Source organism: Paenibacillus sp. FSL R10-2199, from assembly GCF_038000235.1.
Lineage (GTDB): Bacteria > Bacillota > Bacilli > Paenibacillales > Paenibacillaceae > Paenibacillus_AQ > Paenibacillus_AQ phytohabitans.
This window is the reverse complement of sequence record NZ_JBBOBO010000001.1, coordinates 5,246,835-5,261,447: the sequence shown is the minus strand read 5'-3', so window position 1 is coordinate 5,261,447 and position 14,613 is coordinate 5,246,835. Positions and strand designations below refer to the sequence as shown.

At 51.8% G+C, this 14,613-nt stretch carries 7 protein-coding genes; 4 read left to right on the top strand and 3 right to left on the bottom strand.

Translation table 11 applies throughout. The features are described from left to right. Positions 1-122: 122 nt before the first annotated feature. Positions 123-1,409, bottom strand: coding sequence for an MFS transporter (locus NYE33_RS22980; RefSeq protein ID WP_336100366.1), 1,287 nt, complete (start codon positions 1,407-1,409; stop codon positions 123-125). 31 nt (positions 1,410-1,440) lie between these two features. Then, positions 1,441-3,663 carry a B12-binding domain-containing radical SAM protein gene (locus NYE33_RS22975; protein WP_341067741.1) on the bottom strand — a complete coding sequence of 741 codons (2,223 nt, stop codon included), beginning with the start codon at positions 3,661-3,663 and terminating at the stop codon, positions 1,441-1,443. A gap of 387 nt (positions 3,664-4,050) precedes the next feature. On the opposite strand from NYE33_RS22975, the gene NYE33_RS22970 reads away from it, so the two are divergent. Then, on the top strand, positions 4,051-5,139 hold the full coding sequence (locus NYE33_RS22970; protein ID WP_076245915.1) for an NAD(P)/FAD-dependent oxidoreductase: 1,089 nt from the start codon (positions 4,051-4,053) through the stop codon (positions 5,137-5,139). Here NYE33_RS22970 and NYE33_RS22965 read toward each other — a convergent pair. Beyond that, entirely contained in the window at positions 5,123-6,034 is a 912-nt protein-coding gene (locus tag NYE33_RS22965; protein ID WP_341067739.1) for a ketopantoate reductase family protein, read from the bottom strand. The genes NYE33_RS22970 and NYE33_RS22965 overlap by 17 nt on opposite strands. A gap of 147 nt (positions 6,035-6,181) precedes the next feature. Here NYE33_RS22965 and NYE33_RS22960 point away from each other — a divergent pair, with 147 nt between their 5' ends. From NYE33_RS22960 to NYE33_RS22950, 3 genes are all read left to right on the top strand, one after another. Further along, positions 6,182-6,733, top strand: coding sequence for a TetR/AcrR family transcriptional regulator (locus NYE33_RS22960; protein WP_341067737.1), 552 nt, complete (start codon positions 6,182-6,184; stop codon positions 6,731-6,733). A gap of 140 nt (positions 6,734-6,873) precedes the next feature. Next, positions 6,874-11,688 carry a sugar-binding protein gene (locus NYE33_RS22955; RefSeq protein ID WP_341067735.1) on the top strand — a complete coding sequence of 1,605 codons (4,815 nt, stop codon included), beginning with the start codon at positions 6,874-6,876 and terminating at the stop codon, positions 11,686-11,688. Positions 11,689-11,854: 166 nt separating this feature from the next. After that, positions 11,855-14,611: an alpha-mannosidase gene (locus tag NYE33_RS22950; RefSeq protein ID WP_341067733.1), complete on the top strand. Its 2,757-nt coding sequence runs from the start codon at positions 11,855-11,857 to the stop codon at positions 14,609-14,611. Positions 14,612-14,613: the final 2 nt, after the last annotated feature.

The following is a 14,613-nucleotide window of genomic DNA, read 5'->3' as shown; positions in this document are numbered from 1 at the left end:
ATTCAACGAAATATTTGAATGAAATAAATAACCTGGCCCGGCAGGTTTTACCGGTCCTACCGGCATGACTGGACTTACCGGCGTACCGGGTCACGAAGAGATACAAATATGTAGAAGATTACTTATACCGACTGACTGGTCTGAGGTGATGGGGACGACTGTGGAGCCTGGATGTCGAGGCTGCGCAGATGATGATTGGTCAGCCCGATGATCAGACAAACGGCGAACAAGGCAGCGGCAAGACCGAAGCATACTTCCACGCCGATTCTGTCAGCCAGAATACCTACTCCGCCATAGGTTAACGGGATGGAGATGTTAAAGGCCATGGAGCTGATGCTGTTGACACGCCCCCGAAGCGGAGACGGAACCAGCAGCTGGAACAAGGTGCTCATCGGGATCACCGTGACTGTTACGCCAAAGCCCAGGATCAAGTTGCCGAAGCAAGCCGGCCAGAGAGCGGAAGATAAGGCGATCACACACATGCCAAGGCCTTGAACCCCAAGGCCGCAGGAGAACCAGACACCAATTCTCCGGGGAGACCTGCTGCCGACGAACAGTCCGCCCAGAAGCAGCCCCACAGCTATAGCTGCATTGAAAATACCAAGCTCGCCGGAACCGCCTTCCAGCAGCTCACCGATCAGCATGGGGGGAAGCACATTGCTTGGCCCTAAGGCAATATTGCTGAGTGTACCGAGAAGGATAAGCACGAGCATGGCCGTTTGTCCCCGCAGCCATTGCCAGCCCTCGCCGATTTCCGCGAAGATGGACAAGCCGGTGGCGGCACGGGAATTCATCCCGGCCTTGCCGCGTTGCTTAATTTGCTGGATCAGAGCAAGCGAGATGATAAAGGTTACCGCATCCACAATCACAGCCCCTGAATTTCCGATAGAGGCCACCAATATTCCACCCGCAACTGTTCCGAGAATACGGGTGATTTGCAGGGAAACGGACAGCAGTGAATTGGCTGAGATGAGATAGGTTTTATCCGCGATGAGCTCAGGCAGGAAGGAGCTCTGCGAGGTAGCAAACAGATTGCCCATAATCGATAAGCCAACTGTGATCAGATAGATATGCAGCAGCTGAAGCTGCCCGGTGAGCATGAGTACAGCAAGGGTTACGGTGAGCAGAGCCTGAGCGGCATCGGCGATCTGCATCAGAATCTTTTTGTTCAAGCGGTCTACCCAGGCGCCAATGAATAAACCTAGTATCATTTCCGGCAGGAACTTGGCAACAATGACCAGCCCCACCTGGAGCGAGGAGCCGGTCATCGAGTACACGAGCCAGCTGATAGCCAGATTGTATAAGGAATCCCCGAAGACGGAGCTGGCACGGGCCAGCCATAGATAGCGGAAATCGGCATTATGTTTTAACAGGAGTCTGTAATTAGGTTTGCTGGTTGCGGGGTTCAAGGAATAGCACACCTCCTTCATAAAGCGATCTTCAAGCTTCTGCTGCCGGTAACCGTTTCAGCCGCAGAAACCGGTTCGAGATACAGTGTTGCCATAGCTCAGTATGGAACTCATGCTGCGCCGATTGCTGCAGCAGCTCTGTCAAACTTAAGCCAGGCACGAAATTCCGCAAAAACTCGATCATGGGTACAGGAAACGGAAAAAGAGTGCCATCCCGCCGGACGAACAGCTGCTGCTCTTTGGGCTGCGGGTAACTGGAGCAATCCGGGTTCCATTGCCCGAGAAGTTCTGTTATATTTTGCGCGGTGACTGCCTTACCTTCGCATTCGGATCTGTCAAGGATGTTATCCAGGTTCTTTTTGTTAAAAAGCTTGTGGACCGGAAGGTAATAATGTCCCTCTAGAAGGTGTCCGTTTAATTCCAAAATTGAGTTCTCGTTAGCTGCCGTCTGAGTTGTCCCCCTGATGACCTGGAGGACCTTGTTCCCAAACCGGTCGTGATAGAACATCGAATGCGCAGTATCCACTCCCCCCACCCAGGGACGGTCAAAAAGGTTGCTTCTGAGGGATGCTTTGGCCTCTGTCAGCTCCTTCGGTCCCCAACGGGAAGTGTTGGCAAGCAAGTGCGTTTGCTCACTGTAAAACAGCCTCCAGGCGACATCTTCGCCCTCAAAAGGCCGGAGATCCTGAATGCCGAAGCGCTCCGGTTCTTTGGCAATAATGGCACCTTTGGTTAACACGAACTGGCCAAGCCCGCCAAAAGTCCAGTGCCTGCTGTTATGCTGCAAAAAATCAACTGAACTCAGGGCATCGTCAACCGTTTCCGTAGGAAATCCGGTAAATCCCATAATTTGTACGCCGATGCCGGCTTCGCTGAACATTTGGATTGTTTCCTGCAGCCGGTCCACCTTGGTTCCTTTATTAATCAGATTCAATATCCGCTGGTTGCCGGATTCAAATCCGACCGAGATGGCGGTACATCCGCTTTGCTGAAGCAACGCGCAGCGTTCCGGTGTCCAGTATTCCTCTAACCGGATCTCCGCTCCCCAGCGGATGTCGAGTCCTTCTTCCAGAATCGCTGCCGCCAGCTTAAGCAGCAGGGCCGGAGATAACACGTCCACTGAGAAGTAGATATATTTGTAGGTGACGGCGAGCGTCCTCAAATCTTCCATAATCTTATCCAGCGGGAATTGCCGCCAGGGACTGGTAGGCGAATCGGTATTGAGGCCGTAATCACAAAAGGTGCACCGGTTCCAATAACATCCCCGTGAAGGAGAATAGTAAATGAACGGAAAGGGGGATAAGTATTTCTCCCAGGGCAGCTTGCTGTACTCCGGCACCGGAAAGGAGCAGATATCTTCGTATTTGATTTCCAGAGCGGAGGCACCATGCACCGCCTGGTACCGGGGATGCAGTGCAATATTCGGTGACGCAGGCAGCGGCTTATGGTGCTTCAATGCCTGGAGGATAGAGACCAGTGCACTTTCACCTTCGCCGATAATGCAGGCATCTGCAGAGTCAAATACAGCATAGAAATCGCTTATGTTCAAAATATATTTCCAGTAATCTGAGACGGCAGTCCCGCCAAATATAATCCGGGTTTCCGGGCAGCTCTCCCGGATGTGCTGCGCCATGCTGAGCGCGAAAGGAAGCTGGGCGACATAGGTGATGCTGATCCCGACGAGGGAATAACCGCCAGTGATGATGCCGGGAATCAATTCGTTCCTGAAATAGTCGGTGAAAGGTCCGGAGATCACTCCGGTAATTCGGGTATCGCGCATATCCAGGGAGTTAAATACATTGAAGAATCCGCTGGTGGCTAAGCTGAACCCTCTGAACTGCCCCGGGAAGCCCTTTAGAGATAAGGCATCCATCCAGAGCATTACAGTCTCAACGGCGCTGGTATACAGCCTGTAGTCAAAAAATTCTGTTTCATCACGGAAAGTATGCAGCGCGGCTGGCAGCGCCCCGGCAAAATTCATGCCTTGTACTTTGAGCGCGTAATAAAGCTCCATCTGTTCAATGGGCGTAGGTTGTTCCAGTGCCTGAAGCTGCGCGGTCCGTTCATTTATATATTGCATTGTTCTTCCGATTTGCCCAGGCGTTACGGTATACAGCCAAGAGTCTATATTACTATCAATAATATCAATATCTTCAAAGCCGAATTGCCGCGCATAGCCCGCCAAGCAACATAGGCTGTGATAACCTGAAGTAGGATCGCTGACCGGAGGGTATATTAGCGCAGTTTTTACCATTCCAAAACCTCCATTATGAAGAGAATTCCTCCTCATTGGAAGATTCAATGAGGAGGATGGGCTGCGGAGAGTTACTTAGTGAATGTTATTGACGTTGTTCTGGCGTGTAACATCGTTATCAGATGCTTCGGTAACTTCCAAAATCGCTGCAAGCAGCTCTTTTTCTTCCTTTTTCATGTAAATTCACCTCCTTTAGCTAATTAAAGAGATTATATGCTATAAAATACCACTAGACCTATGAGTTAGCAGATTGACGATGAAATTAATTACAGATAAACTATTAAATTGGGTATTTCTGTGTAAAATCGCTCAAGCCTAAATGAATACTCACTCTGCTGTTACGGGAAGAATGTATGCAAGAGAATGTCTGGAAGGAGTGAGCTCTAGATGAAAGTTGCAATCATGGGGGCAGGAATATCGGGGCTTGCCTGTGCCATTACACTTGAGAAGCATGGAATAGAACCCGTAATTTTTGAGAGCCGCAGTATGATTGGAGACCGGTTTGTGAATGCCGAAGTGCTGCTCTCCATGTTCACCCGTCCCGTTAACGACAGTATCGCTTACTTATCGGAGCAATACGGTATATATCTTCATCCGGCTGCCGGCATTTCAAAGTTTACATTTTATTCGAAGCATGAGCAGGCTATTCTGGAAGGGCAGCTAGGCTTCACGAACATTCGTGGAAGACATAAGAATTCTTATGAAGCACAGCTGGGGAGGCAGGTTAAGTCAAAAATCCATTATAGATCTGACAAAACATATGAGGAACTGCTTGCAGACTATACGCATGTGGTGCTTGCAACGGGGGACAGCGATTACGCGAAGAAAACCCGCAATTTCAGGGAAGATCTGACGGTTTCGGTCAAAGGAGCAACGGTTGAGGGCCAATTCGATCCGTATGAGGTTAAGGCTTGGCTGGATTACGACCTCGCACCTTTCGGATACGGATACCTGATTCCATTCTCGGAGAAAGAGGCTAACCTTGTCATTGCCATTCCTGATCTCCCTGAGATGAATACCGGTATAGAAACTCTATGGGAGCGTTATTATCTCAAGGTACAAGCGGAACTCCAGCAAGCGCTGCCCATCACAGACCAATTCCAAATCACCGGTTACCCCCTAGGGGTATGTCACTCCGGCAGGATCGGCAATACATTTTATGTCGGTAATTGCTTTGGGGCAATGATGCCGTTCATGGGGTTCGGACAGCATGCCTCCTGGATGACAGGGATTTATGCCGCCCGGGATTTATGCGGTTTGGGTGATTATGAGGAGCTTACCAAGCCGATCAGAGAGAGTTATGAGAACTCGATTGTTCTGCGCAGGACGATGGAGCATCTCTCGGATGAGACCCTGGATCTAATTATCCGTAATCTCGACAGCTACTTGGGCAAAAAATTGCTAACAAGCCCAAACCTTAATCCTTTAAAAATAGCAAGTTATCTGCTTCGTCCCTATATTAAGCTGAAGAGCTAACTTTTTGGCTTAAGAGCTTCAATAAATCGTTCCTCAGCTGCACAATTTCCCTGTTTGCACTATCCGCGTAATCCGGCAGCAGCATATCCCGTACCATATTAGTCCGCAGCCATAGCATAAAGAAAAAATCCAAAATCAGGTTTGGGCATAAAAGCATAAATTTAAATACAGATGGATGAATAGCAACACCAGCTTGTTGGATGGCCCTTAAATACGTTTTTAAGGTGACTGTTATTTGGTGTGCCGTTTGTCTGGTTCTGACTGTTTTTTCGTCAATAATCTTATGGTCAGAGTGTAAACTACTAAGCAATGCAATGTCCGATACGGAATGTGTTATGAGATAAGCTCTCATATCCTTATTCATTTTGTAAGGAAGCTTTGCTGTTTTAAATAATTGTGCGAGGTTTTCTACACGTTCTGTCACTGAACCGTTGATTTCTCCAAATGTAGTAGCGAATAGCATCTTTGGCGGAAACCGGGCATACAAAATCCCCTCTTTAATCTGTCCGCCAGCCCCGGGAAAAGCCGGTAAAAGTCTGTCTCCCACAATATCCAGCCACGAAGCAAATCCAATTGAATTATTAGTCATGGTAACAATATTTTTGCTTTGATTGTCTTTGAGTGCTAACAACGCAGATTCGGCTTGATCGTAACGAACGGTTACCAAAATAAAATCATATACATCATCATTTTCAAGCTTATCGATGACTTTTACCTGTACCGCTTTAACGGCACCTTTCTCATTATATTGCAGGCCTTTCTCTATCAAGGCTGTAAACCGGTTAGAACGTGCAAACAGAGTAACATCCACCCCTGCTTCCAAGAATTTGATTGCATACGCGCTCCCTATAACACCTGCACCAAAAATCAAAATTCTTTTTTGTTTTACTGGCATAATAATCCCCCTATTATTTTAACATTCCGGTATTGACTATCCAACAGCGTGTTGTATGATGTGATCATAAATCTTTAGTCTTCCCTCATCAACCATCAGTTTTTCAGGATGTGTCGGATGATAATCTTGTCTGCGAAGGAGTATGGAATGAATAAACAGCCCGAAATCACGGAAAAAACGAGACAAAATTTCATAGATGTTTTTTGTGAGCTGTATAGCCAAAAGCCGATTGAAAAAATCTCGGTGCAAGAGATTGCGAAGAAGTCGGGATATAACCGCAGCACCTTTTATCAATACTTCACTGATATTTACGAATTGTTGGACTCTGTTGAGAATGATTTGTTGAATTACATCAAAGAAGAGTTGGCGAATAAAAAGCTGGCTGCCTATACTGTTCAGGATGCGCTTCATTGTCTGGAAAACCAGGAATATCTCTCGGTCCTCAAGGCCCTCCTGGGTGATTATGGCAGTATCCATTTTATTGAACGCTTGAAAAGAGAAATGATCCTGGATAGATTGGATTTAAACGTTCCGCACAACGATTCCTTAAAGCCATACCTGATTGAGTTTCAGATCTCAACCTCACTTTCTCTGCTTCGTCTATGGCTTCAGCGGGAAAAGGATTTACCGCCGGAAGAATTCCACAGGTTAGTGGACAACCTATATACTGCGGGGGTAACGGCCTATTCTCAGAACTGAAACCATGCCGATTTCTCAGCATTATTCGACTTGTTCAAATTTTAATAGCGCTTACATTAGGATATTCATAGGGTCCTTCGCTCCCCGTCATTATAATGAAGGTGCAATTACCTTAAAGATGAGGTGAGGTGGGGTTAATAATGAAGAGGAAGTCCGTTGTGTCATTGCTGCTTGTCTGGATGCTGATTGTCGCAGTCGTTCCGTCTTATGCAGGTGCAGATCCGGTACCGGGTCCGGTTAGTATTGTGCTGGGAGAGACGAATACAGAGAATGGAATAACGGCCTGGAACGGGGACGGTCCGGGAGGGGTCATCAAAGAGACGGTCCAGGGCAAATCCGGCTGGCGGACAGACCCGGCCGGGGGCGGGAAATATATTTACCTGAACGTGTCGGATGCCTTCATCCATGGCGGAACTAATGCGGTGACGGTCACATTCGAATATTATGATATGGCCGGCAGCGCAGACAACATCTTCGGATTCTCCTACGACTCCGTATCAAGTGCATGGGATTATAACGTACCTAAGACGTATCTGACAGGCAGCAACACCTGGAAGACCGTCACCTACACCTTAAAGGACGCTAACTTTGCGAATAGGGAGAATGGGGCTGATCTCCGGATTGACACCTCTGTCCCTGTCCTGTTCGGGAGCATCACTGTCGCGAAGAGTGCGGTAACTTCTGCAGCAACGGGGCTTCAGGCAGTTCCGGCTGCCGTAAGTCTGCCCATCGGATCAACCCGTACGATTGCTGCCGCTGTACTGGACCAGAACGGGTTCCTGATGAACAAGCTGACCCTCAGCTACACCAGCAGCAACGCTGCCATCGCCAAGGTTGACAGCACCGGCAAGATCACGGCCATGCAGCTGGGAAGCGCCGTTGTCACAGCGAAGTACGGCACCCTCACCACGAACATTCCCGTGACTGTAACCAAGGTGACCGGACCTGTAAGCGTTATCATGGGATCGGTTACACAGGAGAACGGATTGACGCCGTTTGCCGGAGATTCGAATGCTAAGACGATCCAGACTTACAATGGCATTACCGGCTGGCAGACGAATCCTGCCGCCAGCGCGCATTATATCTATTTCAAGGTAACCGATAATTACATTTATGGCGGCAAAAACACGGTCAAGGTAACGGTAGACTACTACGACAGCGCCGTGAGCGGAGAGAAAGGCTTCAAGCTTGCCTATGATTCATCACAGACGCAGTACGCTTACACAGACTTGACCGTACTGACCGGCAGCAATACCTGGAAGCAGGCGACTTACATCATCGAGGATGCCCAGTTCAGCAACCGTCTGAATAATGGCTCCGACTTCCGGATTGAGACCAGTATACCGGTCTGCTTCGCCAAGGTAACCGCTGAACTCATCCCCACCGTGTCGATGCGCGGGGCACAAGTCAAGACAGGCAGTGTTTTCAAGGAGACGGAAGCATCGGGCGTCAACCTGGTTTTTGACAATCAGTTCGAATCCGGCAGGGCCCTGCATGTGAAGTACAGTCTTCTTGACTATTCGAATATCACGGTGGATGAAGGTGAGTTCGATGTCAGCCTGAATCCGGAGCAGAAGGGCTTCATCAAGCCGCTGAATTTCGGTATTCTGAACAAAGGGACGTATACCATATCCGTAGACGCCGCCAGTGCAGATGGGACGATTCAGCTTCATGAAGACCTGCATCTCGGAACAATCACCGATCTGACGGGTAAACCTGTCCAATCGTTCCTGGGCATGAACACCCATTTCAGCAAAGCCTATGGAGGCTCAGATATCCGGCTTCCGCTGGCTGTCCAGGCGGGCGCTGTATCGATCCGGGATGGCTACAATCCGGGCAACCCAACGACTTACATTGATAACGCAGCCGCAAACGGATTAAGCACATTCATCGTGACAAGCACAGATCCTGTTGTCATAGAACAGACGGTGACTAGTCTGCAGGGCAAGGTGAACGCTTTTGAAATCGGCAATGAACTTAGTACCCAGCTGACACCCGCGCAATATCTGGCGATTCTGCAGAACGCGTATACGATTATCAAAGGCGTGAATCCAAGCCTCAAGGTAGTCGGCGGTGTCACCTTGAACTATGATGAGCCTTGGCTGAAGCAGCTGGTCGATCTTGGGGCCACGCAATATCTGGATGTGATGTCCTTCCATGTGTACCCTTCCTACAATCCTGAACAAGGGGAGACGCTTGCTGAATTTCAGGATCTGGACAGTTATATTAAAGCTTATCAGAGTAGTCATGGGCTCACCAAGGATATTGAATTATGGCTGACCGAGATTGGCTGGCCGACAATGGATCAGAAATGGGGAGGGGTAACGGAGCTTGATTCGGCTTCTTATGCGGTTCAATTGTATGTAGCCAATCTGGCGAATAATAAGCTGATCGATCGAATTTACTGGTACGATTTCCTGAACGACTGTACCGACAGCACCTTCTATGAATGCAGCCAAGGTGTGCTGTACGTCGATAATTCGCCGAAACCTTCGTTCGTCGGGTTCAATGCCGTCTCGGAGCTGCTGGGCGGAGCCGCCTTCGTTCAGGCTTACAGTCTGACGGACAATGATGTAAGAGCCTATAAGTTCCACCGTGCGTCCGACAACCAGGATATCACTGTAATCTGGTCAAACACCGATAAGCAGATTGGTCTGCATACGGGTACCGCCGAGGTAGAGCTGAGAGATCTATTCGGTAATGCCCGTTCCTTCGATACGATCGGCGGCACGACGACATTCACGGCTTCGCAGGAACCCGTCTACATCGTCGGCAATCTCGCCGCGGCTCCAGTGCTGGATACGCCGACCTTTCAGGCGGACACTTCTGCTATAACGGCGGCACCGGGGGAAGAAGTTCAGATACAGGTCACGCGGGCAGGCGGGGCAGAATCACTCTCTGGAACTTACAGTCTGGCCCTTCCGGCCGGCTGGCAGCTGGTATCAGGAAGCTCCTTCAGTGCGGGATCGCCAACGGATACTTTAACCGTCAGAGCCCCGGGAACCCCCTCCACCGGCAGCGCACGCATCTACCCGACCGGTGCGTCCGGCGAACAGTACGGCAGTCTGACGCTGGAAGTTCTCATGAAGGAAGCTGACGCTGTGCATGTCTCTCCGGTCGTGAACGCAGCCGGAGACGGCTGGGATCTGGCGGTCACGATTGACAACCAGAATGCACTCGGGCCAATGGATGGGGGAACAGTCACCGTGCTGGAACCCTCAGATATGGCCGGAACGCTACCTTTTGCGCCTGTTGCGCCTCATTCGAGTACAACTCTTGTCATTCCGGCTCCGTCGCTAAGCAAGGACGTTCCATTGTCTGTCAAGATCAAGGTAGACCGGGATGACGGGTTCTCGCAGCTCATCGAACGGAATATCAGCGCTCTGACAGCGGTCAAGTCGAACCAGCCTATTACGGTAGACGGAGTTATCGGTGCAGCGGAGTGGAGCCACGCGGAGTCATTCGTATTGGATCAGGCCTCGCAGGTCCGGCTCATGACGGATTGGGGAGGATTAGAAGATCTAAGTGCCACCGCCTATACCAAGTGGGACGCAGAGCAGCTCTACCTGGCGGTTCAGGTGACAGATAATACCCATATTAACAACAATCCTCCGGGCGATGCCTGGAAGGGAGATTCCATCCAGTTCGCAATCGATCCGGGCCGTCCCGTCGAGCCGGGTAAACTGGGCTGGAGTGAGAACATCGTCGCCTTGAATCCGGAGACACAAGCAATCATGAAAAGAGGCGGCATCGGCGGCAATAACCTGCAGAATTCATCCGTCGCGATCCACCGGGAAGGCACCCAAACCGTCTACGAGCTGGCGGTTAAATGGTCAGATGTGCTTCCCGCCGGAATGACGCCGTCTGCGGCGAACTCCATCGGGTTCTCTCTGCTCGTGAATGATAATGACGGAACAGGCAGACGGGGATGGATGGAGTATATGAGCGGGATCGGCTTCAGCAAGAATCCGAATCTCTTCGGGGATCTAATCTTAACAGACCGGACGAAGCTTGGAGCAGACCTCCCCGGACCGGCTTCGATTACGGTCGATCAGACCGAAGTCCAGATGCCTGTCGGGGGTACGTTTTCTGTAACGGCTGCAGTCTATGATCAGAATAACACGGTCATGAGCGGTGTCCAGGTTGCCTGGTCGAGCAGCAATCCGGCAGTAGCTTCCGTCGATGCGGCAGGGGTGATTACCGGGGTGTCGGCCGGAACATCTGTGGTCCAAGCCACGTATGAGGGCTTAACCGCAAATGTGGCGGTGAATGTTGAGGCAGTCACCTTGATCTCCGACGGATTCAGCGGAAGCAACGGAAGCGTGATTTCCGGAAGAGCACCGGACACGGCTAATCTTCCAGGAGGGACTTGGTCGCTGGCAAGCTTCCCTTCGAACGGCAATTTCTCCGCTTATGTGAATAACAGCCAGGGAAATCCGTTGCCGCAGGCACAGATCAATGCGGCCGGCAATTCCCGGGGCGCAATGGCCATTCCAATCGTCAGCTCCGGAGCCTACCAGAAGCCGGGGAAGATGCGTATTGAGGCGGATCTCTCCTTCCCGGTGAAAGCTACCGAGCATGTGGGACTCGGATTCTACGCCGCACTTCCCTCACAGAGCAGCGGGGAGCTTGCGGAGACTTATTTTACCGGCCTGAGCATCGACAACCGGACGGGCGCCATCACGCTTAAGGTGAACGGGCAATCTGCCGGGTCCGAGATTGCGTATACCGGAACCTGGAATCCGGAGAGCGGCTTCCTGCATCTGGCCTATACGGTTGATACCTCCACGGGCGCGATCTCAAATATAACCTTTACGGGGAGTACCAGCAATTACAGCTTCCAGACAGACGGATTTAACGGAAACGCCACTGCTTATGCGGCCGTCCTGATCGGGTCGACTTCCCAGCGGGATCACCGCGTGTATCTGGATAATTTCAAAATTAGCGGTTTATAGAACCAAGCAGGACAACAGCGGTGCGGGGAGTAGTCTCCGTACCGCTGTTTGGCATGGCCGTTTAAATTTTCATAGCGAGGAAGTATAGATATTCCATTCCCGCTCTTAGCGAAACTCTATACAATTACGCTGAGTCTACCGAAGAAACGACAAGGGGAGTGCCGCAATGAATAACATTGTACATGTCATATCCCATACACATTGGGACCGGGAATGGTATATGCCGTTTGAGAAGCATCACGTGAGACTGGTCGCTTTGATGGATGAATTGCTGGACGTGCTGGAACGGGATGCGGAATTCCGCAGCTTCCATCTCGACGGGCAGACGATCATCCTGGACGATTATTTACAAGTGCGTCCTGATCGCAGGGAAGAGCTTGAGCAGCGTATAAGAGAGGGCCGTATCCTGATCGGCCCCTGGTATATCCTGCAGGATGAGTTCCTGACCAGTCCGGAAGCCAATGTGCGGAACCTGCTGGCCGGCTGGCAGGCCGCGAAGCCCTATGGCCGCTGGACGAGGATCGGTTATTTCCCTGATTCCTTCGGGAATATCGGGCAGGCGCCGCAGCTGATTGCGCAAGCGGGCATGACAGCGGCGGTATTCGGTAGAGGGGTGAAGCCGACAGGTTTCAATAATTACACCCAGCAATCAGGCAGCTACGAATCGCCTTATTCCGAGATGTACTGGGAGTCGCCTGACGGCACGAAAGTCCTGGGCATCTTATTCGCGAACTGGTACAACAACGGGATGGAGATACCGGTCCGGAACGAAGAGGCTACGGCCTATTGGGACGAACGCATAGCAGCGGCAGGGCAGTATGCCTCGACACCTCACCTGCTGCTCATGAACGGCTGCGACCATCAGCCGGTCCAGGCCGATCTGTCCGCAGCGCTTGCGGCCGCACGCCGGTTATATCCGGATACCCGGTTCGTACATTCTGACTTCGAATTATATATCGAACAAGTCCGGGCTGCGGCACCGGAGAAGCTTAACATCATCCAAGGAGAACTGCGAAGCTTACGCAGTGACGGCTGGTATACACTAGTCAACACGGCTTCAAGCCGGATTCATCTGAAGCGGCAGAATGCCCTGGGCCAATCAGAGCTGGAGCGTGTTGCAGAGCCGCTCGCAGCCTTCGCATACCTGCAGGGGGATGCCTACCCGCATCACTTGCTTGCTTATGCGTGGAAGACGCTGATGCAGAATCATCCTCACGACAGCATCTGCGGCTGCAGTGTTGATGAGGTTCACCGGGAGATGGTAACACGGTTCGACAAAAGTCTTCAGGTGGCGGAATCGATCGCCCTGGACAGCGCGGAGGCACTGGCGGGCAGGGTGGATACCTCTTGCTTCGCAGCATACGGTAACGCCTTGCCGTTCGTCGTATTCAACACGTCCGGCTGGCCCAAGCACGGTGTCGTCACGGTGGAACTGGAGACCCAGCGGTTGTATCTGGCTGAAGGCAAGCCGGCTGAGCTGAAGCAAAGACTCAGCAGCCTGCCCTTCCGGCCGGGATACGTCATTACGGATTCGGGCGGGAACCTTGACGCGCAGGTGGAGGACCTCGGCGTCCGCTTCGGCTACAAGCTGCCGAAGGACCGGTTCCGCGAGCCTTATTACGCCCGTATCATCCGCTTGACCTTCTTAGCCGGCCAAATTCCGGCTCTCGGATACCGGACATTCGCCTGGGCAACGGATACGCTGCCAGCTGCATCTTTCCCGCCGTCTTCGCTGGTTACAGGTCCGCGATCAATGGAGAATGAATGGATTCGGGTGGATATTGCAGATAACGGAACGTTCACTTTGCTGGATAAGGCATCGCAGACAACCTATCCCGAACTAGGCTATTTCGAGGATACGGGCGATATCGGCAATGAATACGTATATACCGCACCACAGGGACATTCTGCGCTGACGACGGAAGACAGCCCGGTGTCTTCCTGCGAACTGGTGGAGAATTGGGCCGGTGCAGCCACGTTCGAAATCGTTCACCGGTGGGCTGTTCCGGCAGAAGCGGATTCGCTGCTGCAGGAAGAGATCGATGCGATGGTTCCATTCATGAATCGGCAAGCCCAACGCGGCAAGCGCGAGATTCCGCTCATCCTCAGGATGAAGGTGACGCTGGAGCGGGGAGCGAGAAGCTTGAAGCTATCGGTCCATTACGACAATCAGGCGAAGGATCACCGGCTGCGTATCTGCTTCCCGGCCGGCATTCAGGCGGACAGCCATTACGCGGAGTCAGTCTTCGAGATTGCGGAGCGCAGTAATATACCCGACCCCGAATGGGTCAATCCGAGCTACTGCCATCCTCAGCAATCATTCTCCGGCATCGATTCAGTGGAGGCCGGTCTGATGGCGGCTGGCCTCGGGCTGCACGAGTATGAAGTGCTGCAGGACGGCCGTAACACGCTTGCCGTCACGCTGCTTCGGGCCGTGGGCGAATTAGGGGACTGGGGCGTGTTCCGCACACCGGAGGCACAGTGCCTGGGAACGCATACGGCCCAGCTCAGCCTCATTCCGTATTCGGGTAAGCCGTTCCGGACTGAAGCGGCGGCGGAAGCCTATCGCCAGTCGGTTCCCTTTATGGTAATTCCAACCGGGTTGAAATCCGGAGAACTTCCCCCTACCCATTCTTGGCTGCAATGGGAGGGAGACGGATTGTTACTAACCTCGGTCAAGGTTTCGGAAGAAACCGGCGATCTCGCCGTCCGCTGGTTCAATGCGTCTATGCAGCCTGCGGTCTTATTGCTGGATGCACCTCCGGGAGGCGGGGGCGTATGGAACAAAAGCAACATTATGGAGGAACGTCTGCATAGGCTGACCCAAGGGCAGGATGGACGGGTTCGGTTGCCGGTCCGGCCTGCCGAAATTGTGACGGTGGTTTATGAGAGAGACGGTCAGGAAGGACTCCCTTTAGCGTAATA

Bases quoted from the DNA above. Each gene is read 5' to 3' on its own strand.
- NYE33_RS22950 (WP_341067733.1), top strand. From the start codon at position 11,855: ATGAATAACATTGTACATGTCATATCCCATACACATTGGGACCGGGAA.
- NYE33_RS22955 (WP_341067735.1), top strand. From the start codon at position 6,874: ATGAAGAGGAAGTCCGTTGTGTCATTGCTGCTTGTCTGGATGCTGATT.
- NYE33_RS22975 (WP_341067741.1), bottom strand. From the start codon at position 3,663: ATGGTAAAAACTGCGCTAATATACCCTCCGGTCAGCGATCCTACTTCA.
- NYE33_RS22960 (WP_341067737.1), top strand. From the start codon at position 6,182: ATGAATAAACAGCCCGAAATCACGGAAAAAACGAGACAAAATTTCATA.
- NYE33_RS22965 (WP_341067739.1), bottom strand. From the start codon at position 6,034: ATGCCAGTAAAACAAAAAAGAATTTTGATTTTTGGTGCAGGTGTTATA.
- NYE33_RS22970 (WP_076245915.1), top strand. From the start codon at position 4,051: ATGAAAGTTGCAATCATGGGGGCAGGAATATCGGGGCTTGCCTGTGCC.